Consider the following 23,671-nt stretch of genomic DNA (forward strand, 5'->3'; position numbering starts at 1 on the left):
TGTGCGCCAAGCACAACCTAGGATTTCGCTGTTTCGTTAAAGCTCACTGTGTAGCGGCACGCTACGTTCCCTTCCTCTAAACTTCCTCTTTGTTATGAAAGCGTTTGCCAGAATCTTCGTTTTACTGTTGACTTTTATCGTATTAGGCAGTTCGGCAGTGCAAGCCCAGGACCGTAAAGGTTGGAGCCGCAAAGCCAAAGGTGCTGCTATCGGCGGTGGTGCCGGGGCGGTAACTGGTGCCGTAATTGGCGGCACGAAAGGCGCTCTCATTGGTACAGCTGCTGGCGTAGTAGGCGGTGGCCTCATCGGCCGCAACCAAGACAAGAAGAAAGACCCCGCTCGCTACTATCGCTATAAAAACAAAAAATAAGCTGCTCCGCAGCGCAAAGCCCGGCCCACCAGCCGGGCTTTTTTGTGCCCTAGGTAGTCTCAATTGTAGTTGCGCCGTAAAAGGCCGCTGATATTTGGCAAGGTGGTTGTAACGTACCGAACTTGCCAGCTCATAGCTGCTCCATTCAACCCGTCACCATTTTTACATTCCACTTATAAGTTCATGAAGACCCTACGCTTTTCTTTCTCCTACCTGCTTGCGTTGTTGCTACTGGTAGGGCACTTCGCACAGGCTCAATCGACCGTATCGACTGCTAAGCCCAAAGGCATGAGCAAAACCGCGAAAGGCGGTATCATTGGTGGCTTGGGCGGCGCAGCTGGCGGTGCCATTCTAGGCCGCGTTATTGGTGGTAAGTCGGGCACGGCAAAGGGTGCCATCCTAGGTGCCGTAGTGGGCGGCGCGGGTGGCGCGCTCATCGGCCGCAAAATGGATAAGCAAGCCGCCGAGCTACGCCGCGACCTCGAAGGCGCCAAAGTAGAGCGTATTGGCGAAGGCATTAAAATCACGTTTGCCTCGGGCATCCTGTTCGCTTCTAACTCGTCGAGCCTGACGCCCGCCGCTACGGGCAACATCGATGAGCTAGCCAACACGCTTCAGAAGTATGCCGACACCAACGTGGTAATCGACGGCCACACCGACGCGTCGGGCTCCGATGCCATCAACCAGCCCCTGAGTCAGCGCCGCGCCCAAGCGGTGGCCAACGAGCTGACCGCCAAAGGTGTAGATACCAGCCGCATCACGGCTACTGGCTATGGCTCGTCGCAGCCCGTGGCCGACAACACATCGGTAGCCGGTAAGGCCGCCAACCGCCGCGTAGAGGTAGCCATCTTCGCCAACGAGAAGATGCAGAAAGCTGCCAAGCGTGGCCAACTGTAAGCGCTCTTGCACTGAGAAAAAAGCGGCTCCGCAAAGGGCCGCTTTTTTTGTGCCTGCCACAACAACCTAGGGCTGGGCTTGGCGGTACAATTGCTTATGCCAACTCCCGCCACCTACACTGCCTCCCCCACCGATAAGGCCCTGGCCGACCACACCAGCCTCAATGAGTTTTTTGGGCCAGTGCCTACCGCCGCCCGGCGCACGCCCATGCGCGAGCTCATCTCGACGCTGCTGTCGCACCGCACCACCCACGCCGACGAGGAGCTGGCCTACGACCGCATGCTCGAAGCCTTTGGCGATTGGGAGGGCGTGCTGGCGGCCCCGCTCGACGACCTGATTCATGCCATCCGCACCACGCGCTGGCCGGCCACGCAGGCGCCCCGCATTCAGGAAATTCTGCGGCGCATCAAGGCCGAAACGGGCGGCAGCTTCGACCTCGACTTCTTGGCCGACTGGCCCACCGAGCGCAGCATGGAGTGGCTGACCGACATGCCCGGCATCGGCCTGAAAACGGCGTCGCTGGTGCTGCTCTTTAATTTTCGCAAGCCCGTGCTGCCCGTCGATGCCCATGTGCACCGCGTGGCGCAGCGCGTGGGCTTCCTAGGTCCCAAGGTATCAGTCGAGAAAGCTCATGCCGTGCTGCTAGATATGCTAAAGCCTCACCTCGACCCCGAGGGGCTGTTCAACTTTCACAAGCATAATTACTGGCTGGGCCAGCAAATCTGCTTCTTTCAACGGCCCAATTGCCCCCGTTGCCCGCTCAAAGGCTTTTGCAGCTACTACCAAGAGCACTATGGCGAGGCCACGCCCGAGGCCCTAGCGGCCACTCCCAAGCACTGGGACGCAGCAGCCTGGGGCCAACTCCCGCACTAACTTTCGTAGGACGAACTTTGTAGTTCGCGTAGCTGTGGCATTTTCGCAGCCCCGCGAGCTACTCAGTTTGCCCTCAGCTATGCGTCTCGTTCGCCACCCAGTTCTCTGCAACTACTACGTCACGTACCGCTGCAACGCGAAGTGCTCGTTTTGTGATATCTGGGAGAAGCCTTCGCCCTATATCACGTTGGCCGATGTCGAGCAAAATCTGCGCGACCTCAAGCGGCTAGGAGTGAAGGTGATAGATTTTACGGGCGGCGAGCCACTACTGCACCGGCAGCTACCCGAGTTTCTAGCCTTGGCCCGGCAGCTGGGTTTTATCACCACCGTCACGACTAACGGCCTGCTTTACCCAAAGAATGCGCAGAAGCTGCGCGGGCTGGTCGATATGCTGCATTTCTCGCTCGACTCGGCCGACCGCGCTACTCACGACCTAGGGCGCGGCGTGGCCTGCTACGATTTCGTACTCGAAAGCATTCGAGTGGCCAAGGAGTTGGGTGAGCGGCCCGATATTTTGTTCACAGTCTTCCGCAAAAACCTAGCAGACCTAGAAGCTGTGTACCGCGATATCACGCAGCCCAATGGCCTGATGCTCATAATCAACCCGGCGTTCGACTATGGCGACGTTGAAACCGGCGAGCAGTTAACAGAAGACGAACTAGCATATCTATCGGCCTTTGGCAAGCGCCGGGGCGTGTACCTCAACGAAGGGTTTATTGCCCTGCGCCGCGACGGCGGCAACCACGTAGCCGCGCCGGTGTGCCGGGCCGCTAGCACCACTCTAGTCATCTCGCCCAGCAATGAGTTGGTACTGCCCTGCTACCACCTAGGCGAGCAGAAGTTTCCTATCGAGGGCCAGCTGTTTGACCTTTATAATGCCCCCGCCACCCAGCGCCTTGCAGCCCTCGAAGGCCGCTTGCCGCAGTGCGAGGGCTGCACCATCAATTGCTACATGCAGCCCAGCTTCGCGGTCGAAACCAGCAAGTATTTCTGGGAGGCGCTGCCCAGCACACTGAAATACAACTGGGAAAAGGGTACCTGGAAGCGTTTGTTGCGCGCTTAGTTATGCCAGTAGCCTGGCGAGCTACCTAAGGAACATGCGCTTGCACGCAGCGATAGCCCTACATTTGGCCGCTCACCTTATTTATTTGCCGTATGCCTGCTTTGTTGCTGCCCGTCCAGGGCGTTATGCCTACCATTGGCTCCGATTGCTTTTTAGCTGATAACGCTACTGTGGTGGGCGATGTAGTGCTGGGCCGGGGCTGCACGGTATGGTTTACGGCCGTGATTCGGGGCGACGTTAATAGCATTCGCATCGGCGACGAAACCAACATTCAGGATGGGGCCGTGCTGCACTGCACCTACCAAAAGGCAGCCCTGACAATCGGGTCGCGGGTGAGCATCGGCCACCGGGCGCTGGTGCACGGCTGTACTATCGAGGATGATGTGCTCATCGGCATGGGCGCCATCGTGATGGACCACGCCGTAGTGGGCCGCGGCTGCCTTATTGCGGCGGGCGCCGTAGTGCTCGAAAACATGGTATGCGAGCCTGGCTACCTCTACGCCGGCGTGCCTGCCAAGAAAATCAAACCTGTGAGCGAGGCACAGGCCGAGGGCCTGCGCCGCACAGCATCCAATTATCAACTGTACGCTAGCTGGTTTGCCGATAGCGCAGCGGCGGCAGAATAGCAAATAGCCGCTGTTTGCCTGTTAGCATACAGCGGCTAATGCAAGAAAAGCTTGTAGTAAGGACCTAAGCGGCCAGTGGGTCTTCATCGGCCGGCACCAGCGGGGTTAGCACGCGTAGCTGCACCATCTCGACTACCCGGCCGGCCCGGCTGAGTACCCGGAACTCGTAGGGTTCAAGCACAGCCACATCGCCCACTTCCGGAATGTTGCCATACAGCACATTTAGCAGGCCGCCTACCGTTTCGTAGTCGTCGCCCTCAGGCAGGGGGTAGGGGAGGTATTCGTTGGCGTCGGGGATGGGGGTAGAGGTATTAACGCGGTATTCCGATTCGGAAATCTTTTCTACCACCGGTACTTCGTTGTCGTACTCGTCCTGGATTTCGCCTACCAGCTCCTCCATGATGTCCTCGATGGTGACGATGCCCGACACGCCGCCAAACTCGTCGCTCACTACGGCCATGACAATGTGCTTGCGCTGAAACTGGCGCAGCAAGCGATTAATTTTCTTGGTTTCGGGCACGAAATAAGCCGGGCGCATGATGCGGGCCAGCTCCAGTGGTTCGCCACGCCGAACAATGGGCAGCAAGTCCTTGACATTGAGCACGCCCACGATATTGTCGATACTGCCGTCATACACGGGCAGGCGCGAGTAGCCTTCGCTAAAAATCTTTTCGAGCAGCTTGTCTTCCGGGGCGTTCACATCAAGGGCAGCGAGCTTAGTGCGGGGCACCATTATCTGCTTCACCATGCGGTCGTTAAACTGGAAGACGTTTTCAATCAGCTCGTGCTCCGAGTCCTGAATTTCGCCGCTTTCCTTACTTTGGTCGAGCAGGATGCGCAGCTCCTCAGCCGTGTGTACGTCGCTGCCGTGTACGGCTCGTACCCCAAACAAACCTAGCAAGCCGTTTGACAACTTATTCAGCAGCCAAATAGCTGGGAACGTGACGATGTAGAAAATACGCAGCGGCGCAACGATAGACAAAGTAGTTGCCTCCGGCTTCTGAATGGCCAGCACCTTAGGTGCCTGCTCGCCAATAACAATGTGCAGCACCGTGATAGTGGCAAACGAGGCCACTAGTGCAATGCTGTGCACTGTTTCGGGAGAAACAACCAGCCCAAACTTGTGGATGATGGCCAGTAGCACTTCGGCCACTACGCTCTCCCCAATCCAACCTAGGCCCAGTGACGCTAGTGTAATACCCAGTTGGGTAGCCGAGAGATACGCCTCCAGATTGTGCAGCATCGTCTGGGTAAGCCGGGCCAACTTGTTGCCCTCCTGAGCACGCAAGTCTATTTGAGAAGAGCGAACCTTGACCAAGGCAAACTCGGCGGCGACGAAAAACCCGTTGATTAGAACGAGTAGGAGGGTAATCAGTATTTTTAAGCCCATGTGGTCGGCTCCCCTCAGACGCGGACGGTCGGGCAGCCTTTATAAGGCCAAAAGTACGGAGTTTAGGAGAGCGAGTTGACGTCGAGGTAATTGATAACGCCAGAACTGCTCATTATTCGCTAGCTGCCCAAGAAGTTATAAAGCAAAAAAGGCACCCTCATGAAGAAGGTGCCTTTTTCGTAAAAAGCTGTAGCGGAAGGACTTGAACCTCCACGAAGTGGTTAGTCGCGGCTCCGGGGAGCATGCAATTTATCCCATTACTCTTCACCCCCGAGATAGGAGGGCGTGTCTGCCAATTTCACCACACTACAAGGTTTGGTACCGCCACGCCGTTTGCGTTTTGATATGTCAAAGGTAAAACGACTTTTTCTTATTATGCAAATTTTATTTAAAAAAGATTGAAAAATTATTTAATCTTCAATCAAGGGCTGAATTTTTAATAGTATTTGCTATAAGCGCTTAATTTTGTTTTTTGCTACTACTTACTCCCTCCCCATGTCCCGCCCTTATGAATTAGATGACACTGACCGGCGCATCATCAGCTTGCTGGTAAAGGATGCCAAGCTGCCTTATTCTGAGATTGCTCGCCAATTGCAGGTCTCCGGCGGCACTATCCACGTGCGCATGACGCGCCTCGAAGAATTAGGTATTGTGCGTGGCGCTACCCTAGACCTTGATTTACAAAAAGTTGGCTATAGTATTCAGGCCTTTCTAGGTATCTATTTGCTCAAGAGTTCCTACTGCGACAGCGTAATTGAGCGGCTGCGCGGTATTCCTGAGGTGGTGAGCCTACATTTCACCACGGGCAGCTACAACTTGTTTGCCCGCCTAGCTTGCCGCGACACCCAGCACCTACGCAATGTGCTGCACGACCAGGTGCAGCAGATAGAAGGTGTAGAGCGCACCGAAACTCTAATCTCGCTGGATGAAGTATTTAGCCGCTCGGTACAATTAGAAAAAGGTGCTTAGCCAGTAGCTGGGCTGCACCAAACGCCCTAGGTATGCATGCAGACCTAGGGGTTACACGAAGCTTACTGTGCATTCAGTGCATCTCAGCTTTGCTTGGCTCTCAGGTTGCCATTCACTGATACAGGTGTGCCTGAAAGCAACGGCAGCCACAAAAAAGCCCCTCACAGCTTCACTGTGAGGGGCTTTTTTGTGGCTGCTAGTCAGCCTTACATTACCGACTTGGTCGTTGACGTGGTCTTGGTAGACTTCGACTGCATGCCCGGAGCAGCGCTAGTTTTGGTAGTGGTCGACGATTTGCTCATGCCCGAGGGCGTGGTCATGGTGCTCGACTTACTCATGCTAGCCTGGCTTTTGGTCGTAGTCGATGACTTGCTCATGCCCGCTGGGTTGGTCATGGTCGTTATGCGGGTTGTGGTTTTGGCCGGGGCCTGTGTCGTTTTAGTAGTCATCGTCTTCGACGTGCTGCTCATGGTAGTGGCAGTCGGGGTCGTTTGGGCGTTAGCAGCGAAGCTGCCAGCTACGAGCAGGGCGGCGAAAAGGGAGGTGAAGCGTTGCATGGGGTGTGAAAAAAGGAGGTGAAAGAGGTGGTGTCCTAGGTGGCAGAAAGTGTGCCAACAGGTAAGGTGTCGGCTTATCAAAAACAACCTTGCACTGTTGAGAATATTCTACGAGAGGCCCGGTATGCTGGGTTGTGCTTGCCGCCGTGGCAGTGCCTTGAAATAGCAAAAGCCCCTCGCCTGGTGGGGCGAGGGGCTTTTACAAAAAACGAAGCAGCGAAGCTACCTAGGCGGTTACCTGCGCTTCGAGCTTCTGGGCGAGCACGTGCTTGGGCACAGCGCCTACTTGCTTATCTACGATTTGGCCGTTCTTGAACACCAGCAGCGTCGGGATGCTGCGGATGCCGAACTTCATCGACGTCTGAGGATTAGCGTCTACGTCTACCTTGCCGATGATGGCTTTGCCTTCGTATTCGCCGGCCAGCTCTTCTACCACTGGGCCTACCATGCGGCAGGGGCCGCACCATTCGGCCCAGAAGTCTACTAGTACTGGCTTATCCGAGTTGATAATCTCCTCGAAGTTGGCGTCGGTTATTTCAATTGCTTTGTGCGCCATGACGCTAAGGTTTGGTTAGTGAAAAAACGTCCGGCGTGTACGGCCGACAAGGCCGCAAGGTAGCGGAGTGCGAGTAAAACAACGGTAGTGGTAGAAAGTTCAGCGCTAGTTCACGCGTCCTAAATCAGCGCGCAAACGTCCAGCTCAAACTCACGCATTTTGTCGATAAATGCCTTGGGTTCAATCTGAAAGCGGCGTGAGAACATATCCACGGCTAGCTTTTCGTGCGGCTCTACAAATTGAATCTCCAATCGCTTCGAGCCCTTGGCGTGCTCGATGGCTTCTTGCAAACGGTCTATCATGGGCCCGGTCACGGTGCGCAAATCGAGCTTCACGCGCACGCCTTTGCTGAGCTTTTCGGCCACCTGCGCCAGCGGTTCCATGGTTTTTATTTTCAATTCCCACTGGTCCTGAGTGCCGTAGCGCAGTTCCATCTTGCCCCGGATGAACATAGGCGGCACCTGCTCCTGCGGGTAGTTCCGTGGGTTGATGAGGGCGCTGAAGCGCGTGTAGTCGTCGCGGAACAGCGCTAGGTTGATGCTCGAATCGTAGTCTTCCACGTTGAACGAGGCCATCGGTTGCCCGCTCTTGGTCGTGCGGAATACTACGCCCGAAAGCAAGCCGGCGATATTCACGTCCTTGCCCTTTTGCTGGTCGAGTTTGTCGAGCGGACAAGTGCAGTAGGCGTCGATTTCCATGCGGAAGGTGTCGAGCGGGTGGCCCGAGAGGTAGAAGCCCACCACTTCCTTCTCGCGGCGCAGCTTTTCGGGTGCACTCCATTCCTCTAGGTCCTGTATTTTGGGCAGCGGCGCAGCCACCGCCCCGAAGGCGCCAGCCCCGAACAGGCTGTGCTGCGCCGATTCCTTGGCGGCCTGGTGCTGCTGGCCGAGCTTTAAGGCCTTCTCAATCAAGTTTTGGTCGCCGGCCGGGGCATCCATAAACTGGCGGCGGTTATACTTTTCGAAGCTGTCAAAGGCACCGGCTTGAGCCAGGCTTTCCCAGGTTTTCTTATTCACAGCGCGCAGGTTAACGCGTTTCGCAAAGTCGAACACGTCGGTGAACGGGCCGTTTTTCTGGCGTTCCTCTACAAGTTCGAGTACAGCCGCTTCACCCGCGCCCTTTACGGCAGCGAGGCCGAAGCGAATCTGATTGGCGCGCGGTACGTTGAATTTTTGCTCGCTTTCGTTCACATCCGGCCCGAGTACGGCCACGCCTTGCTTGCGGGCTTCCTCGATAAAGAAGGTCACCTTCTTGATATCGCCCATGTTGTTGGTGAGTACGGCCGCCATGTACTCAGCCGGGTAGTTAGCCTTGAGGTAGCCAGTCTGATAGGCTACAACCGAGTAGGCTGCCGAGTGCGAGCGGTTGAAGCCGTACTCCGCAAACTTCTCCATCACGTCGAAGACTTCAGAAGCCTTCTTGGCCGGAATCTTGTGGATTTCGCCTGCACCCTTCACGAATTTTTCGCGCTCTAGGGCCATCTTTTTCATGTCCTTCTTACCCATGGCGCGGCGCAGTAGGTCTGCTCCACCTAGGGAGTAGCCGGCCAGAATCTGGGCCGTTTGCATAATCTGCTCCTGGTACACCATGATGCCCTGGCTGTACTCCAGAATGGGCTTGAGCAACTCGTGCGGGTATTCGACCGGCTCGCGGCCGTGTTTGCGGTTGATGAAGTCCGGGATGAACTGCATCGGGCCCGGGCGGTACAAGGCGTTCATCGCAATCAAGTCCTCAATGTTGGTCGGCTTCAAGTCCTTTAAGTACATGCGCATACCTTCCGATTCAAACTGGAACGTGCCGATGGTGTCGCCGCGCTGGTAGAGCGCGTACGTCTTCTCGTCGTCGAGCGGAATGTTGTCGATGTCGATTTTGACGCCGTGGTTGCGCTCAATCAAGTTCATGGCATCCACAATGATGGTCAGGGTTTTGAGGCCCAGAAAGTCCATCTTGAGCATGCCGGCGCTCTCAATCACCTTGCCGTCGAACTGCGTCACGAGCAGGTCCGAGTCCTTAGAGGTCGAGACTGGGATGTAGTTCGTGATGTCGTCGGGCGCAATGATGACGCCCGCTGCGTGAATGCCCGTGTTGCGCACCGAGCCTTCGAGGCGCTCGGCCAGGGCCAGAATCTGGCCCTTAAGGTCGGTTTTGTCGTCGCGGATGGCTTGCAGCTCGGGCACGTCGCGAAAGGCGCCGGATAGGGTAGTGCCGGGCTTTTCGGGCACGAGCTTGGCCATTTCGTTGGCGGCGGGCAGCGGCAATTCCATGGCGCGGGCCACGTCCTTGATGCTCGACTTGGCGGCCATCGTGCCGAAGGTGATAATCTGGGCCACCTGCGTTTTCCCGTACTTCCCCACCACATAGTCAATGACTTTCTGACGGTTCACGTCGTCAAAGTCGATGTCGATATCGGGCATCGACACGCGCTCGGGGTTCAAGAAGCGCTCGAATAGCAGCGAGTACTTAATGGGGTCGATGTTGGTGATGCCCACACAGTAGGCCACTGCCGAGCCCGCGGCCGAGCCGCGGCCCGGCCCCACGGCCACGCCCATGCTACGGCCCTTGTTGATAAAGTCCTGCGTAATCAGGAAGTAGCCCGCAAAACCCATCGTCTTGATGATGCGCAGCTCGTACTCCAGTCGCTCTTCAACCTCGGGCGTACGCTCGGAGTACCTAGGCGGCTTGCTCATGGTCACGGTGCCATTGCCGGCGCCCGGCCCGAAGGCCCCCACGTAGGTCAGCTCGCGCAAAAAATCGTCGGCCGTAGCGAAGCCGGCGGGCAGCGGAAAGTTGGGGAGCAGAATGTCGCGCGCCAGCTTGGGCGGCGTTATCTTATCGACTATCTCGTTGGTGTTGTCGAGGCTCTCGGGCACGTCCGCGAACAGCTCCGACATCTCGGCCTGACTCTTGAAATAGAACTGGTCGTTGGCGAAGCCGAAGCGGCGGCGGCGCTGCTTGGGTGGCTTTTGCAGCTCCTCGTCGATGCGCGAGAGCATACGGCGGGCGTTTTCGTCGTAGCTGTGCGCCTTGCGCAGCTCATCGAGCGGACCATAGTGCACGCGCTGGTCGGCGGTGAGCACGGTGTAGTAGTTGGTCTCGAAGTCGCCGACCGGGATGCTGCGCTCCTCGGCCGTGTTCACGCACAGTAGCAGGTCGTGGGCAGCGTAGTCGGTCTGGTCAACGTAGTGTGAGTCGTTGGTACAGATAACCTTGACGTTGTACTTCTTCGCGAACCCTAGGAGCACCTGGTTTACATCCTCCTGGCTTTTGCCGGTGCCGTCGAAGTTCATCAGTCCGTGCCGCTGAATCTCGATGTAAAAGTCCTCACCAAACACATCGAGCCACCACTTCAGCTTCTCCTCGGCCGCTTCCTCGCTCTCAAACAGGATGGCCTGCGGAATCTCGGCCCCGATGCAGCACGAGGTAGCAATCAGCCCCTCGTGGTACTTCAGAATCAACTCTTTATCAATGCGCGGAAACTTCGAGTACACGCCCTCGATAAAGCTGAGCGAGCACAGCTTGGCCAGGTTGTGGTAGCCGGCCTGGTCTTTGGCGAGCAGCAGCTGGTGGTAGCGCTCGTCTTTTTCGCCTTTTTCGCGCAAGAAGGTTTTCTTGTGACGGTCGGCCACTAGGTAAAACTCGCAGCCCACTATCGGCTTCACGTTGTACTTATTAGCCTCGGCCACGAAGTTGAACGCCCCGAACATGTTGCCGTGGTCGGTGAGGGCTACGGCGGGCATGCCGTCGGCCTGCGCCTTCTTCATAAGCGCCGAGATGCTGGCCTGGCCGTCGAGCAGCGAATACTGGGTGTGCGAGTGGAGGTGCGAAAACGTGGGCATCGGGAGTCAAATAGCAATGAGCAATGAACAAAAAGTGCTTGCTGATTGGTGCGGCGGGTTTAAGTAAAGATACCCCCGCTGCTTGGGGCGAGGCAAGCCCAGCTAGTGGAAGTCTTGATACTGTGCATACTTGATTTTGGGGAGCTACCGCGGACTGGCCGCCCGCCGCCGGCGTACACTTCCGACGCCGCACCTAGGCGGCGGGTAAACTCACCTGTGATGAAGAAGCTGCTTGCGCTCGCAACAACGGCCGTGCTGGGATTACTACTAGCCCCCGCTACCCACGCCCAGGACGTGTACATGGACATGTTTAACTCGGCCAACCAAGCGGCCGTGAGCATGTCACTGGTAAACATCAACAACGCGGCGGTGATGGCCTCCACCCGCAACGCATCGGCCAAGCGCGGGGCGGCGGGCAGCACCGCCAGCGCAGCGAGCCGCAAGGTCAGCTTGGCCTACACGCCATCGGCGGCGCTACGGCAGCAAACGGTGCAAGACATGAGCCGCCAGATGCAGGCGAGCAACCCCAGCGCCGCGCAGGCTCTTACCAATGCCTTCGGGCCGGGCAAGTCCGATTACGGGCAGCTCTTTACCGAACTGGTGAAAGAGTCGGGGCTGCCCGCCAACAACGCGGCCACCGCCTTCGCTGCTTACCTGGAAATAGGGTACATCGTCGTCAATAATGTGTTAGACCAGCGCAGCATTACGCCCGCGATGGACCGCGCGCTACAGCGACAAACTGCTGGCCTGCTAGCCCAAAACAAGACGCTGACCTCACCGGCCGCCATTGCCAAGTTTAGGGAAACTACTAAGCTGCAGGCTATTCTGCTATACCTAGGGTGGCAAAACGCGCAAAAAACTGGGAAAGCCAGTCAGTTTCGCAGCACCATTGCCGAGCAGTTCCGCAAGCAGGGACTCGACCTGAGCTTGGTGAAGCTGACCACTCAGGGCCTGGAAAAAAAGTAGGTACGCTCGAGGCGGACCGGACTCTCCGTGCGGGCATGATTCTGTGGCTAACAGCTGAGTGTTTGATAGTCAGTGAGTAGGTATTTCACTAGTTAAGTGAACTACTTGCCTTAGGACGTGTTGTAAGGGCTACACTGGGCCCAAGCTGGCCTGCGCTGGGGCTGCGTTCAGCTCTCATCATTAGCCAATCAGTTGCTTGCTGCTGCTTGTTTGCGGCCAAGTAGCCTTGGCAGCGGGCGGCTAGGCGGAAGGGGCGACACTTCGTACCGTATGAAATTCCTTGCCCCCAGCACTGACCCGGTTTATATCCGGCCAACTACACAATCCTACCTCGACAACTGGCTGCTGCGCTATCTGCAAGACCCGCGCGACCTGCCTTTTGCGCACCTTATGCTAAAAATAGCGGCCACCATGCTGCCGCTGGCAGTGGCGCTGTTTGTGCCCGCGTTGCGTGGCGCCTGGTGGTGGGCAGTGTTTGGCTTGTTTTTTTACTTTAGCAATGCGCGGTTCAAAGGGCCATTTGGGCTGATGCTGCACTGCACTAGCCACCGCGTGCTATTTAAAAAGCAGCACGGCTGGCTGAATCACATCATTCCGTGGGTGCTGGGGCCGCTGTTTGGCCAAACGCCAGAGTCATACTTCGTGCACCACATGGGGATGCACCACCCCGAGAATAATATGCCCGCCGACGAAAGCTCGACCATGGCCTATAAGCGCGATTCGCTCCGTGGTTTTTTGCGCTACCTAGGCGACTTCTTGTTGCTCGGGGCTGTGCGTTTGGCTAGCTATTTCACGCGCCGCAACAAGACAACGCTACGCTTTCGGCTTCTGCGGGGCGAAATGGTATACCTAGGGTTGGTGGTAGTGCTCAGCTTTGTGAGCTTACGGGGTACGTTGGCTGTGTTTGTGGTGCCGTTTGTGTTATCACGGGTCATTATGATGCTCGGTAACTGGGCGCAACACGCGTTTGTCGATGCTGCTACGCCCGCCAACTGCTACACTAATAGTGTGACCTGTATCAACACGGCCTACAACCACAAGTGCTGGAACGATGGCTACCACATCAGCCACCACCTTAAGCCGGCGCTGCACTGGACCGACCACCCGGCGCACTTTCGCCAGCACTTAGGCGAGTACATCGCGCAGAAGGCCATTGTGTTTGATGGCATCCACTTCCTGCACATTTTCTTTTACCTCATGGCCAAGCGCTATGACCTGCTGGCGCGCCATTTTGTGCTGCTCGATGGGGCACCCCGCGACGAGGCGTCGGTAGTAGCCTTTTTGCGGTCGCGCACTCAGCGCATTGCGCTGCCGGTGCTAGTGCCACAGTTGGCTTAGGACAACTAATTGCAGGTGAGGATTTAAGCCGGAAGTAAGCTTCTGGTAATTGTGGAGGGCCAATGGACGACTGCTAACTTGCGCCCTCCATTCTGTCCTACTTACCTGCTGCCCATGCGCTACGGACCCATCGCCCCCGAGTTGTTTATCGAGAATCGCCGCCGCTTTCGCGAACTGCTGCCGCCCAACTCGCTGGCCATTTTCAATGCCAACGACATTCTGCCCACCAACGCCGACGGTACGCTGGCGCTGAAGCAGAACACCGACCTGTTTTACTTAAGCGGCGTTGACCAGGAAGAAACCATCCTCGTCATCAGCCCCGACGCCACGCTGCCCAAGTACCGCGAAATCTTGTTCGTGCGCGAGACCTCGGAGTTGATTTTGGTGTGGGAAGGCTACAAGCTGACCAAGGAAGAGGCACGTCAGGTATCAGGTATCCCGACCATCATGTGGCTCGACCAGTTCGAGACCGTGTTGCCGGCTCTCATGAACGAGGCCGACTACGTGTACCTGAACACCAACGAGCACATTCGCTCGGTGGTAGAGGTCGAAACTCGCGACGCCCGCTTTATCAAGGACTTGCAGCGCCGCTACCCGCTGCACCAGTATCGCCGCGCCGCTAAGCTTACGCACCAACTGCGCGCCATCAAGAGCCCCGAGGAAATCCGGCTGATGCGCCGCGCCTGCGAGATTACCGGCAATGCCTTCCGCCGCTTGCTCGGCTTCGTGCAGCCCGGCGTGTGGGAATTTGAGGTAGAGGCTGAGATTTTACATGAGTTTGTGCGTTCGGGCTCGCGCGGGCCGGCTTACACCAGCATCATCGGCAGCGGCGAAAGCGCTACCATTCTACACTACATCTCCAACGACCGCCAGTGCCAGGATGGCGACGTGCTGCTGCTCGACTTCGGCGCCGAATATGCCAACTACGCCGCTGACCTCACGCGCAGCATCCCAGTCAACGGCACTTTCTCGCCGCGCCAGCGCCAGGTGTATGAGGCGGTATTACGGGTGTTCCGCTTCTGCCAAAGCCGCCTAGTAGTCGGCAATTCCATTGAGGAGTACCACAAAGAAGTGGGCGATACAATGGAGCAGGAGCTCATCAAGCTCGACTTGCTGAACGCCAGCGACGTGAAAAACCAGGACCCCGACGCGCCGCTCTACAAGAAGTACTTCCCACACGGCACCAGCCACTACCTCGGCCTCGACGTGCACGACGTGGGCTTCAAGTACCGCAAGTTTGAGGCGAACATGGTGTACACCATTGAGCCGGGCATCTACATCCGTGAAGAAAAGTTAGGCATCCGCCTCGAAAACGACTTCCTCATCACGCCAACCGGCAACGAGGACCTGATGGCCGACATTCCGCTGGAGCTAGCAGACATCGAGCGCCTGATGAAGCGGTAAAAAACCCGTCTGTCATGCTGAGCTTGCGAAGCATCTTTTCACGGTTGAGACAACCTAGCGTGAGAAGATACTTCGCAAGCTCAGCATGACAGACGGGTTTTGAGCAGTTGGCCGGTTACCTAGGGACGCCGGAATAGCATCAGATGCTGTTGTGGCAGGCTCTCCCGCACTTCTATAAACTCCAGGCCAATGGCGCTCATTTCCTTTTTGGCCTGCGTCACGGTCATCTTATGAATAGGCTTGATGGGTACCTTAGGGTCCTCGGCCCGGTATTCTACCAAGGCAAGGCGGCCGGTGTGGGGACGCAAGGCATTGCGAATGGCGCGGCCCATTTCGCGCGGGTGGTCAAACTCGTGGTAGGCATCTACCAGCAGCACTAGGTCAACGCCACTAGCGGGCAGGTGCGGGTCGGTCGTCGTGCCTAGAACGGGCCTCACATTAGTCACTTTGTTTCTGGCCTTGCGCTGATTTAGCTCGGCTATCATTTCGGGCTGAATGTCCTCGGCTAGCACTTGGCCATTGGGCACGAGCGCCGCCATGCGGAAGGAAAAGAAGCCCGTGCCAGCCCCTAGGTCGGCCACGACATCGGTGGGTTTTAGCTGTAGCTCCTTAAGCAAAATATCGGTGCCTTCCTCCTCGCGGCGGTCCGAGCGCTCGAGCCAGTCGGCACCCTCATGGCCCATTACGTGGGCTATTTGCCGCCCTAGGTAGTAGCGGCCAATGCCGCTAGGGTCACGCGGGGCGCGCGACTCGTAGCCTGCCGTATCTGCCGTTTGGGCATTGGGCATGTCTGAACGCAAGAAAGCCTGCGAGGCAACGTTCGATTCTATTGGTAGCTGAGTGCAGGCACCAGCGGCGGTTGTGCCAGCCAATACCCATCTCACAACGGCTTTTTTCATACGTAAGTAGACCTAGGCTTCCTAAACTGCCTGCCCAACAGCGCTGAGCTAGTAGGCGTTCAGCAAAGCCGCACAGTTATTTTTTAGTGCAATAACAACATTAAGTATAACAAATACCTTAACAGCGCAGCCAAATTGCTTCATATAACGTAGGGACCCCTACTTTCTTACCTCTTCCCCTTTTTTCACCTTATGAAAAAATTGTCCCTTTCTCTCGGCCGCCTTACGCTTGTTGTTGCTGCCGCTCTTTCACTTGGCGCCTGTGGCCGTGCCGATTATGCGCCGCTGTCGCGCACTACTACTCAGCCCGCTAGTACGCCCATCGCCCAAGCTACTCCCTACGTATCAGTAGCCGACGACGCCTCGGCTACCGTGAAAGTAGCTACTCCAGTTCAGGCTGCGCCTGCCACTTCGGTGGCCGTGCAGGCAGCTCCGGCCACGCCCGTGGCGGCTCCGGCGGCAGTAGCACCCGCCACCTCGGCTGCCTCGGTAGCTGCCGTAGCGCCCCAGGCTAGCGCCGCCGCTACGCCGGCTCCTAAGCCGAATCTGGTGCAGCGCCTAGCTCTGCGTAAAATCACTAAAAAGATTGATAAGCTAGCCAGCCAAATGCCGCAGCTTAAGAAGCAAGACGCCAGTGCCGCCCGCGGTGGCCTCGATGGCAACCTGCGTAGCGCCCTGTTATTTGGCCTGATTGGTATTATCCTGCTGCTGTTCAGCGGGGTAAGTAACGTGTTTGGTATCCTAGGTACCATTTTGCTCATCATCGGCCTCGTCTTCCTGGTGCTCTGGTTGCTTGACCAAGCCTAGAGCCAGCCGGTATAGGTTATAAAGAAAGCCCTAGGTGCCAAGCACCTAGGGCTTTCTTTATATGTGGGACAACCCTACATCGGGTCTACGTCGGCCACGAGCCGGGCCTGGCGAAACTCTTTTTGGTCACGCACTATATCCATCGCGGCGCAAATGTCCAGCTTGGCTTGCTTGAGCACCGTATGCTCGCGGCTGAGCTTGATGACAATTTCCTGCAAGAAGAAATTGCGAATGCGAAAAATGTACGGCGGCTCGGGCCCCAACACTACGCTCCGGCCTAGGCGGTCGACCAGCTCCTGCGTGAGCAAGATGGCCGCCTTCTGAGCCAGCTCCTGGTCCATGTGCTTCACCGTCAGCTTTATCATGCGCGTGAAAGGCGGGTATTCGTGCTCGCGGCGCTGCTCGATTTCGTAGGCGTAAAACTCGAGATAATCGTTGCGGATAACCTTATCAAAAATTACCTGTGTGGGGTCACCGGTCTGAATTAACACCTTGCCCTTCTTGCCCTTGCGTCCCGCCCGGCCGCTCACTTGCACAAACATTTGGTAGGCGCGCTCATGGGCCCGGTAATCGGGGTAGTGAATAATAGCGTCGGCATTGACAATACCTACTAGGCTCACGTTTTCAAAGTCGAGGCCCTTGGTCACCATTTGGGTGCCGACGAGCACGTTGGTTTTTTGCTGCTCAAAGTCGCCGATAATCTGCTGGTAGGCGTTTTTGGCGCGGGTGGTGTCTAGGTCCATGCGCTGCACATTAGCCTGCGGCAGCATGATTTTGAGGTCGTCTTCCAGCTTCTCGGTGCCAAAACCCTGGGTGCGCAGCGCTCGCGAGCCACAGGCCGGGCACTGCGTGGGCATGCCCTCGTGGTAACCGCAGTAGTGGCAGCGCAGCTCATGGGCGTGCTTATGGTAGCTTAGGCTCACGGCGCAGCTCTGGCATTTTGGAATGTAGCCGCAGTCTTGACAGGCAATGACCGGCGCGTAGCCCCGGCGGTTTTGAAACAGAATAACTTGCTCCTGCTGCGCAATCTTGCTCTCCATCGCGCCCAGTAAGTCGGCCGAGAAGTGATTGTGCATCTTCTTGTCAGCGCGCAGCTTGCGCGTGTCAATCAGTTCAATCTCGGGCATGCCGGCCTCGCCAAAGCGTTTCGTAAGTGATACTAGCCCGTAGCGCCCCTGCCGCGCCATGTAGAAGGTCTCAACGGCCGGCGTAGCCGAACCTAGGAGCACCTTGGCGCCTTGGAAGTTGCCTATCATCAGGGCCACCTCGCGGGCGTTGTAACGCGGGGCGGGGTCGTACTGCTTGTAGCTCGACTCGTGCTCCTCATCTACAATCAGTAGCGAGAGGCTGTCGAAGGGCAGAAACACCGCCGAGCGCACGCCCACCACCACCTGAAAGCGACCCGAGAGCACGCCATTCCAGACCTCCACGCGCTCGTTGTCCGAAAACTTGGAGTGATACACCCCTAGGCGCGAGCCAAACACACGCATGAGGCGCGTCACAATCTGGGCCGTGAGCGCAATTTCGGGCAGCAAGTATAGTACCTGCCCCCCGCCATCGAGTGCATTGCGAATGAGGTCGATATAAATTTCCGTCTTGCCCGAACCTGTGACGCCGTGCAGCAGCACAATATTCTTTTGGCCAAACAAGGTCATTACCTCGTCGCGCGCCGCAGTCTGAGCATCGCTGAGCTGGAAAGGCATCTGCGCCAGCGGGTTTTCTTCCAGTGGAAAGCGCGAGACAATCTGGTCAAACTGCTCAAGAATACCGTTTTTTATCAGCGTATTCACGGCCGAAGGCGACAAGTGCGGCGAGCTAGTAAGCGCGGCTTTCTCGATGCCCTGCTGGTTGAGGTGCTCGTTGTGATGCACCGGCACACGCTGCAAATACTTCAGCAGCACATCGACCTGCTTGGGCTTACTAGCCAGCGTATCGAACAGTTGCTCCACGGCCGCCATCGTTACAAAGTGCTCGGCTAGGCGCACCTTTTTTACCACTTTGGGCGTGTACTTGTCGGCCATCTGCTCAAATAGAAAGATGACATCTTTCTGCATCAAGGACTTAATAACCTTGTGGAAAGACGCCACCTCCAGCAAGTCGCCGACTTCGGTAAAGGTTAGCGCCTTGCCATCTTCGCCACCTAGGGCGTCCACAATGCGTTGCTCCTTATCATCGAGCGGGTAGGGGCTGCCCTCGGCCACGAACACTGGGTGCAGTTGAATGCGCGACTCCGAACTCAGCTTGAGCGCCGAGGGCAGCGCGGCGTTTATCACCTCGCCTAGGGTGCACATGTAGTACTCGGCCATCCAGCGGAAAAGCTTCAGCTGCGGCTGCGTCACTACCGGCGCATCGTCGATAAACTCTAGAATGTACTTGGCCTGGTATTCTTTAGGTGGCGTTTCGTGCACGGCGGCCACGATGCAGCTTAGCGTGCGCTTGGCCCCAAACTGCACAATGACCCGGCCGCCGATTACGACGTTGTCGTTCAGTTCGTAGGGCACCCTGTAAGTGTAGAGCTTGGGAAGGGGCAGGGGCAAAATGACGTCCACAAACAGCGTCACGCGGTCGGGCGCGGGCGTTGGGATGGGGGCAGGCGAAGCAAATTCGAACGTAAGCGACACAGAGACTAACTAGCGGCAGGCGAATAGTAAAGATAACCCCGGCCGCGGGGCAGATGGTTTAATAAATCGCATTAATACCGCCCGCTATCTGGCGCCTAGCGTTGCCCTACTGCTCGGCCAACGCAAGCTGACCTAGGGCCTCGGCCACCGAGTGTACCGGTAGCTGGCAAGCCCGGTTGCGGCACACATAAAGGGTTGTTTCGGCCGTAGCGTTACGTCCTTGCAAGAGCGGTAAGTTGCTAGCGGACAATGTGCCAGCAAGTATATCATTCGGTAGAAAATACTGGCTAAGCTCGCGTCGAAGCTTCTCGACCTCCGGCCCGACAATAGCCACCTCGGCGCCCGGCCGCACCAGCGCCACGTAGAGGCTGGCCCAATTGGTAAGGTGCTGCGGCTCCTTCACTACCAGGCTTTGCACGCGGCCGAGCATGTTCGCTGCTAGGTCTTGGTACTGAGTATTTTCAAGATGACGACCTAGGCGCAGTAGGTTGTGCGCCATCACCGAGTTGGAGCCCGGTATTACGTTGTCGAATAATTCTTTCTTGCGGGCGATGAGCGGCTCGGCGCTTGCATCGGTGTAGAAAAACTGCTGCTCGGTCGGGTCAAAGAAGTTGTCGAGCACGTAGCGCGTCAGCACCTCAGCTTCGCGCAGCCAGCTTTCGTCGAAGGTGACTTCGTAAAGACCGATGTACGCCTCAATCACCAGCGCGTAGTCTTCCAAAAAGCCGTTGATAGTGGCGCGGCTATTCTTCCAGGTGCGATAAAGCTGTGGGCCGTGGCGAAGGTTTTGCTGTAAGAACTCCGCGTTGCGCAACGCTAGCTCTAATAGTTCGGCCTCACCAAAGGCCCGGTAGGCAGCAACCAGCCCGCTAAGCATAAGTGCGTTCCAGCCAGTCAATACTTTATCATCCAGTCCTGGCCGCACGCGGTGGCTCCGAGCCGCCAGCAGCTTGTGCTGCCACCCGTGCACGAGCTTAGCCAAGACGTGCAGTTCCAAGCCATGCTCGGCAGCAAAATCAGCGTCTGATTGCCGCCGGTGCAGAATATTGCGGCCGTGCTCCCAGTTGCCTAGGCCCGTGCAGTTGTAGTAAGCCGCGGCCAGCGCTTCTTCGGCACCTAAAACGTGTTGCAGCTCCTCCCGCGTCCATACATAAAACTTGCCCTCCTCGCCCTCGCTATCGGCATCGAGCGAAGAGTAAAAGCCACCTTCCGAATTGGTGAGTTCGCGCCGTACCCAGGCCACGGTCTGAAACACAACCTCACGGTACAACGGGTCACGCGTGACTTGGTACGCCTCACTGTACAGGCTTAGTAGCTGGCCATTGTCGTACAGCATTTTTTCAAAATGCGGTACTAGCCACTCCGCATCGACCGAATAGCGAGCCCAGCCACCACCCACTTGGTCATATATGCCACCCCACGCCATCTCGCGCAGCGTCAGATTGACTTGGTTGAGCATCTGTTGGCTGCCCGTTATGTGATAGGTACGCAATAAAAACCGCCAGATATTGGGCATCGGAAACTTAGGTGCGCGGTTAGTGCCGCCCCGCTCGCGGTCAAAGCGCAGCCCTAGGTTATATGCCAGCAGCTTAAACTCTTCGTCGTTCACTTGAGCGCTAGATACATCGCTCGCCGCGCCGTATTTCTCTAGTTCGCTAGCTTGCAGCACTTGCGCAAAGCGCTCGGCTGACCCGTCTAACTCAGCACGGTGCTCGCCGGCATAAGCCTGAGCGATGTTTTCGAGCAGCTTTATCCAGTTGCCGGGCGCGAAGTAGGTACCGCCATAAAAGGGCTTGGCCTCGGGCGTGAGCATCACGTTTAACGGCCAGCCGCCCTGGATGCCCATAGCTTGCACCGCGTCCATATAAATTTGGTCTACATCGGGCCGCTCTTCCCGGTCAACCTTGATGCATACAAAGTGCTCATTCATTACCCGCGCCACCTGCTCGTTTTCAAACGACTCGCGTTCCATTACGTGGCACCAGTGGCACGCCGCATAGCCTATACTTACGATAATAGGTTTTTGCTCGGCCTGCGCCCGTGCTAGTGCCTCTGGCCCCCAAGGGTACCAGTCCACGGGGTTGTGGGCGTGTTGCAGTAGGTAAGGGCTGGTTTCGTGCCCTAGGCGGTTGGTTGGTGTAGGCGAAGGTGTAGACATAGCAAGGAAAGCGACGGGTAAAACAAAACCCAGCCGAGTGGGCTGGGTTTTGAGAAATTATGCAGCAGGCGCCTCCGGCGCTGCTGGTGGCGTTTTCTTGCCCGGCGGCCGGCCGCGGCGTGGCGTGTCTGCTTTTGCCGCTGGCTTTTTAGGCGTGGCAGCTTTAGCAGCACGAGCCGCCCGGGGCTTGGCTTTAGTAGCAGGCTTATCGCTAGAGGCTTCCTCGCTGGCATCTAAGGCAGCCGGGGCCGCTTCAGTTGACGGGTCAGTCATTTCAGCCTCGTTAGGCGCTGGGTTGTCGGCTGATGCAGCAGGCTGGCGAGCAGCTTTGGGCCGGCCGCGCTTGGGCTTGGCAGGGGCGGTATCAGCCGCCACCTCAGCCGCGAACTCTTCTACCTCGGGCTCGCTAGGCGGAAACTCAGCTAGCGCCACTGCGGGCCGCTCTAGTAGTACTTCAGGAATAATCGGCGGCGAAATAATCGGCGCTGTTGCGGGCTCCGCTGCCGGCTCAAGTGCGGGTACTTCGGCTGCTTCAGCTGTCGGCGAGCGGTATAAGCTAGTGCGTTTGCCCCGCTTCACCAAGGCCGATTTTGTAATGACTTTTGATTTTTTGGGAGTTGGACCAGTGCCTCGCTTACGAATTGGCGCTGGCTGCTCTGGGCTAACCGGTGCTGGAGCTTCGGCCGGTCGCTCAGGCGTAGTTTCAGTTCCTAGGTCATTATCTGGCTCAGAAGCTACCTCATTAGGCAATTCAGCTAAGGCCAGCGGCCCAGCAAAAACCCCTTCTGCAGCCGCCGGCGCTTCAAACGTCTCGCTATAAGTAGCAGATTCCTCTGTTACCTCTTCGGTAGGCTCTTCTGCTTCATCTGGCGAAAGCTGGCTGCCTTCCTGTTCAGCGGCCAAGCGGGCGGCGTTTTTGCGCGCCGTGCGTTTGGCTCCGCCTCGTGAGCGACGCTTCTTCTTTTTAGCAGGATAGCCAATCCCTTCCTCCGACACCGCTACTAGTAATTCGACCTCTGGATTGGTAAGCAAGGCTTCTACCTCAGCAGCTACTGACTCTTGAGGTAGTGCCTCGGCCGGTGCTACGGGTTCTTCCGACGCTGGCAGAGCCACCGGAGCCGGGCGGTTATCGCGCCGGTCGCGGCTAGTGCGGTCGTTGCGCCGGCCATCGCGGCGATTTTCGTGGCGTCGGTTTTGCTGCGGCGCTGTCTCGGTGGGGGGCAGTAGGGTAGGAGATGCGCTATCGGCCTCGTCGCTGCCAATATCGATGCGCTCCTCATCATCTACCACCTCTACCTCGGGCACGCGCACTGGGCGGGGTGGGGGTAAAGCAGCCAGCTGGCGCTGCACATCACGTAGCTCTTGGCGTACATCCACGCCCTGGCTAGTCATGCGCTCGAGGCGCTCGCGGGTCTGGTCTAGGAAAGCGCGGTGCTCTGGGGCACCTGGGTGCAGCGGCCGGTGACCTAGGGATTGCCGCACGGCCGCCCATTCCTTGCGGAAGCGTCCGAAGTCAGCATCGAAATAGGCCCGCGCAAACCGCTCCCAGATGTAGTCTTCCGCAACTTCCGACGGATGCAGCATATCGGCCGCGTAAAAGCGATAGTCGCGTAGGTCATCAGTGAGCAACTCGTAAGCTGGGAAATAGCTGACGTTAGGAAGCAGCTCACTCAGGTAGTGGCAAGCCACCCGCAGCACCGATTTGCTCACCGCATTCAGCGGCAGCGTGTCTTTTATGTGCCGCACGGGGCTCACCGTGAGCACAATGCGAATAGCGGGGTTCATGCGCCGCAAAAGAGCGTGCACCTCCGCTAAGCCGTTTACTATCTCATCAGCTGTCAGCAGCTCTTTCTCAAATAAGCCAGCCGGCAGTTTATGCAAATTGCTTACTAGCTCACCGGTTTCGCGTAGGCGATAAGCCCAGGCGGTACCTAGAGTAAGAATTACCGCATTGGCGGTGCGCACAAAGTCGCCTACGCGGCGCACCGTTTCCTGGATGGTTTGCAGCAGCTCGACCGGTGACTCGGCCCCAATGGTACCATGAAAGTCATAGCTCTGCCAGCGGCCTCGCGCTTCCACCACATGCTGCTGCCAGTCCTGCTCTTCGCCGGCTGCCGCCCGCAGCAGTTGGGCCAGCGCTAATGGCTGAAACACGGTGCCAAAAGGATTGACCAGCGCATTGACTTTATTAAGCCGTAGCCGCTCGCCAATACTGTCGGCAAAACATGAGCCCACCGTCAGCACCCGCGCCGTGCGCGGCAATAGCCGCTCCTGCGGCGCAATAGTTAATTCAGTCCGAAACATGAGCTACAAAGGTAGGCGCTGCGTAGCTGTTAGCTTA

Annotated in this window: 18 protein-coding genes and 1 tRNA gene; 10 read left to right on the forward strand and 9 right to left on the reverse strand. The window is 57.3% G+C overall.

Features of this window, described 5'->3' with window-relative positions; genetic code table 11:
- The first annotated feature begins 94 nt into the window (after positions 1-94).
- The 5 genes from JAO77_RS08795 to JAO77_RS08815 all read left to right on the forward strand — a co-directional run bounded on the left by JAO77_RS08795 (position 95) and on the right by JAO77_RS08815 (position 3,829).
- Entirely contained in the window at positions 95-370 is a 276-nt protein-coding gene (locus JAO77_RS08795) for a YMGG-like glycine zipper-containing protein (protein WP_198989956.1), read from the forward strand.
- A gap of 183 nt (positions 371-553) precedes the next feature.
- Positions 554-1,267: a YiaD family glycine zipper/OmpA-like lipoprotein gene (locus tag JAO77_RS08800; protein ID WP_198989957.1), complete on the forward strand. Its 714-nt coding sequence runs from the start codon at positions 554-556 to the stop codon at positions 1,265-1,267.
- Between the two features lie 96 nt (positions 1,268-1,363).
- Entirely contained in the window at positions 1,364-2,140 is a 777-nt protein-coding gene (locus tag JAO77_RS08805) for an endonuclease III domain-containing protein (RefSeq protein ID WP_198989958.1), read from the forward strand.
- A 79-nt stretch (positions 2,141-2,219) separates the two neighbouring features.
- On the forward strand, positions 2,220-3,203 hold the full coding sequence (locus tag JAO77_RS08810; protein ID WP_198989959.1) for a radical SAM protein: 984 nt from the start codon (positions 2,220-2,222) through the stop codon (positions 3,201-3,203).
- A 92-nt stretch (positions 3,204-3,295) separates the two neighbouring features.
- The gene (locus JAO77_RS08815; RefSeq protein WP_198989960.1) at positions 3,296-3,829 is read left to right on the forward strand and encodes a gamma carbonic anhydrase family protein; all 534 of its coding nucleotides are present in this window, start codon (positions 3,296-3,298) and stop codon (positions 3,827-3,829) included.
- Between the two features lie 64 nt (positions 3,830-3,893).
- On the opposite strand, the gene JAO77_RS08820 is transcribed toward JAO77_RS08815, so the two are convergent.
- The gene (locus JAO77_RS08820; protein WP_198989961.1) at positions 3,894-5,219 is read right to left on the reverse strand and encodes a hemolysin family protein; all 1,326 of its coding nucleotides are present in this window, start codon (positions 5,217-5,219) and stop codon (positions 3,894-3,896) included.
- A 187-nt stretch (positions 5,220-5,406) separates the two neighbouring features.
- Positions 5,407-5,530, reverse strand: a tRNA-Asp gene (locus JAO77_RS08825).
- A 184-nt stretch (positions 5,531-5,714) separates the two neighbouring features.
- On the opposite strand from JAO77_RS08825, the gene JAO77_RS08830 reads away from it, so the two are divergent.
- A complete protein-coding gene (locus JAO77_RS08830) occupies positions 5,715-6,188 on the forward strand; it encodes an Lrp/AsnC family transcriptional regulator (RefSeq protein WP_198989962.1) in 474 nt (157 codons plus the stop codon).
- A gap of 206 nt (positions 6,189-6,394) precedes the next feature.
- Here JAO77_RS08830 and JAO77_RS08835 read toward each other — a convergent pair whose 3' ends face one another.
- The 3 genes from JAO77_RS08835 to dnaE form a co-directional block, all read right to left on the reverse strand.
- Entirely contained in the window at positions 6,395-6,745 is a 351-nt protein-coding gene (locus JAO77_RS08835; RefSeq protein WP_198989963.1) for a hypothetical protein, read from the reverse strand.
- Between the two features lie 226 nt (positions 6,746-6,971).
- Positions 6,972-7,301, reverse strand: coding sequence for a thioredoxin (gene trxA / locus JAO77_RS08840; protein WP_144849028.1), 330 nt, complete (start codon positions 7,299-7,301; stop codon positions 6,972-6,974).
- A 119-nt stretch (positions 7,302-7,420) separates the two neighbouring features.
- A complete protein-coding gene (dnaE, locus tag JAO77_RS08845) occupies positions 7,421-11,137 on the reverse strand; it encodes a DNA polymerase III subunit alpha (protein ID WP_198989964.1) in 3,717 nt (1,238 codons plus the stop codon).
- A 219-nt stretch (positions 11,138-11,356) separates the two neighbouring features.
- On the opposite strand from dnaE, the gene JAO77_RS08850 reads away from it, so the two are divergent.
- From JAO77_RS08850 to JAO77_RS08860, 3 genes are all read left to right on the forward strand, one after another.
- Entirely contained in the window at positions 11,357-12,103 is a 747-nt protein-coding gene (locus tag JAO77_RS08850; RefSeq protein WP_198989965.1) for a hypothetical protein, read from the forward strand.
- 270 nt (positions 12,104-12,373) lie between these two features.
- Positions 12,374-13,441 carry a fatty acid desaturase family protein gene (locus JAO77_RS08855; protein WP_198989966.1) on the forward strand — a complete coding sequence of 356 codons (1,068 nt, stop codon included), beginning with the start codon at positions 12,374-12,376 and terminating at the stop codon, positions 13,439-13,441.
- A gap of 114 nt (positions 13,442-13,555) precedes the next feature.
- On the forward strand, positions 13,556-14,845 hold the full coding sequence (locus tag JAO77_RS08860) for an aminopeptidase P N-terminal domain-containing protein (RefSeq protein WP_198989967.1): 1,290 nt from the start codon (positions 13,556-13,558) through the stop codon (positions 14,843-14,845).
- A gap of 119 nt (positions 14,846-14,964) precedes the next feature.
- On the opposite strand, the gene JAO77_RS08865 is transcribed toward JAO77_RS08860, so the two are convergent.
- A complete protein-coding gene (locus JAO77_RS08865; RefSeq protein WP_235998322.1) occupies positions 14,965-15,744 on the reverse strand; it encodes a class I SAM-dependent methyltransferase in 780 nt (259 codons plus the stop codon).
- Between the two features lie 192 nt (positions 15,745-15,936).
- Here JAO77_RS08865 and JAO77_RS08870 point away from each other — a divergent pair, with 192 nt between their 5' ends.
- On the forward strand, positions 15,937-16,551 hold the full coding sequence (locus JAO77_RS08870) for a hypothetical protein (protein WP_198989968.1): 615 nt from the start codon (positions 15,937-15,939) through the stop codon (positions 16,549-16,551).
- A gap of 74 nt (positions 16,552-16,625) precedes the next feature.
- Here JAO77_RS08870 and priA read toward each other — a convergent pair whose 3' ends face one another.
- The 3 genes from priA to JAO77_RS08885 form a co-directional block, all read right to left on the reverse strand.
- Positions 16,626-19,172: a replication restart helicase PriA gene (priA, locus tag JAO77_RS08875; protein ID WP_198989969.1), complete on the reverse strand. Its 2,547-nt coding sequence runs from the start codon at positions 19,170-19,172 to the stop codon at positions 16,626-16,628.
- Between the two features lie 106 nt (positions 19,173-19,278).
- Positions 19,279-21,330 carry a thioredoxin domain-containing protein gene (locus JAO77_RS08880; protein ID WP_198989970.1) on the reverse strand — a complete coding sequence of 684 codons (2,052 nt, stop codon included), beginning with the start codon at positions 21,328-21,330 and terminating at the stop codon, positions 19,279-19,281.
- Between the two features lie 57 nt (positions 21,331-21,387).
- Complete coding sequence (locus JAO77_RS08885; RefSeq protein ID WP_198989971.1) at positions 21,388-23,634, reverse strand: GSCFA domain-containing protein; 2,247 nt, start codon at positions 23,632-23,634, stop codon at positions 21,388-21,390.
- Positions 23,635-23,671 lie beyond the last annotated feature (37 nt).

Origin of the sequence: Hymenobacter sp. BT559 (genome assembly GCF_016427535.1) — a bacterium.
Taxonomy (GTDB): domain Bacteria; phylum Bacteroidota; class Bacteroidia; order Cytophagales; family Hymenobacteraceae; genus Hymenobacter.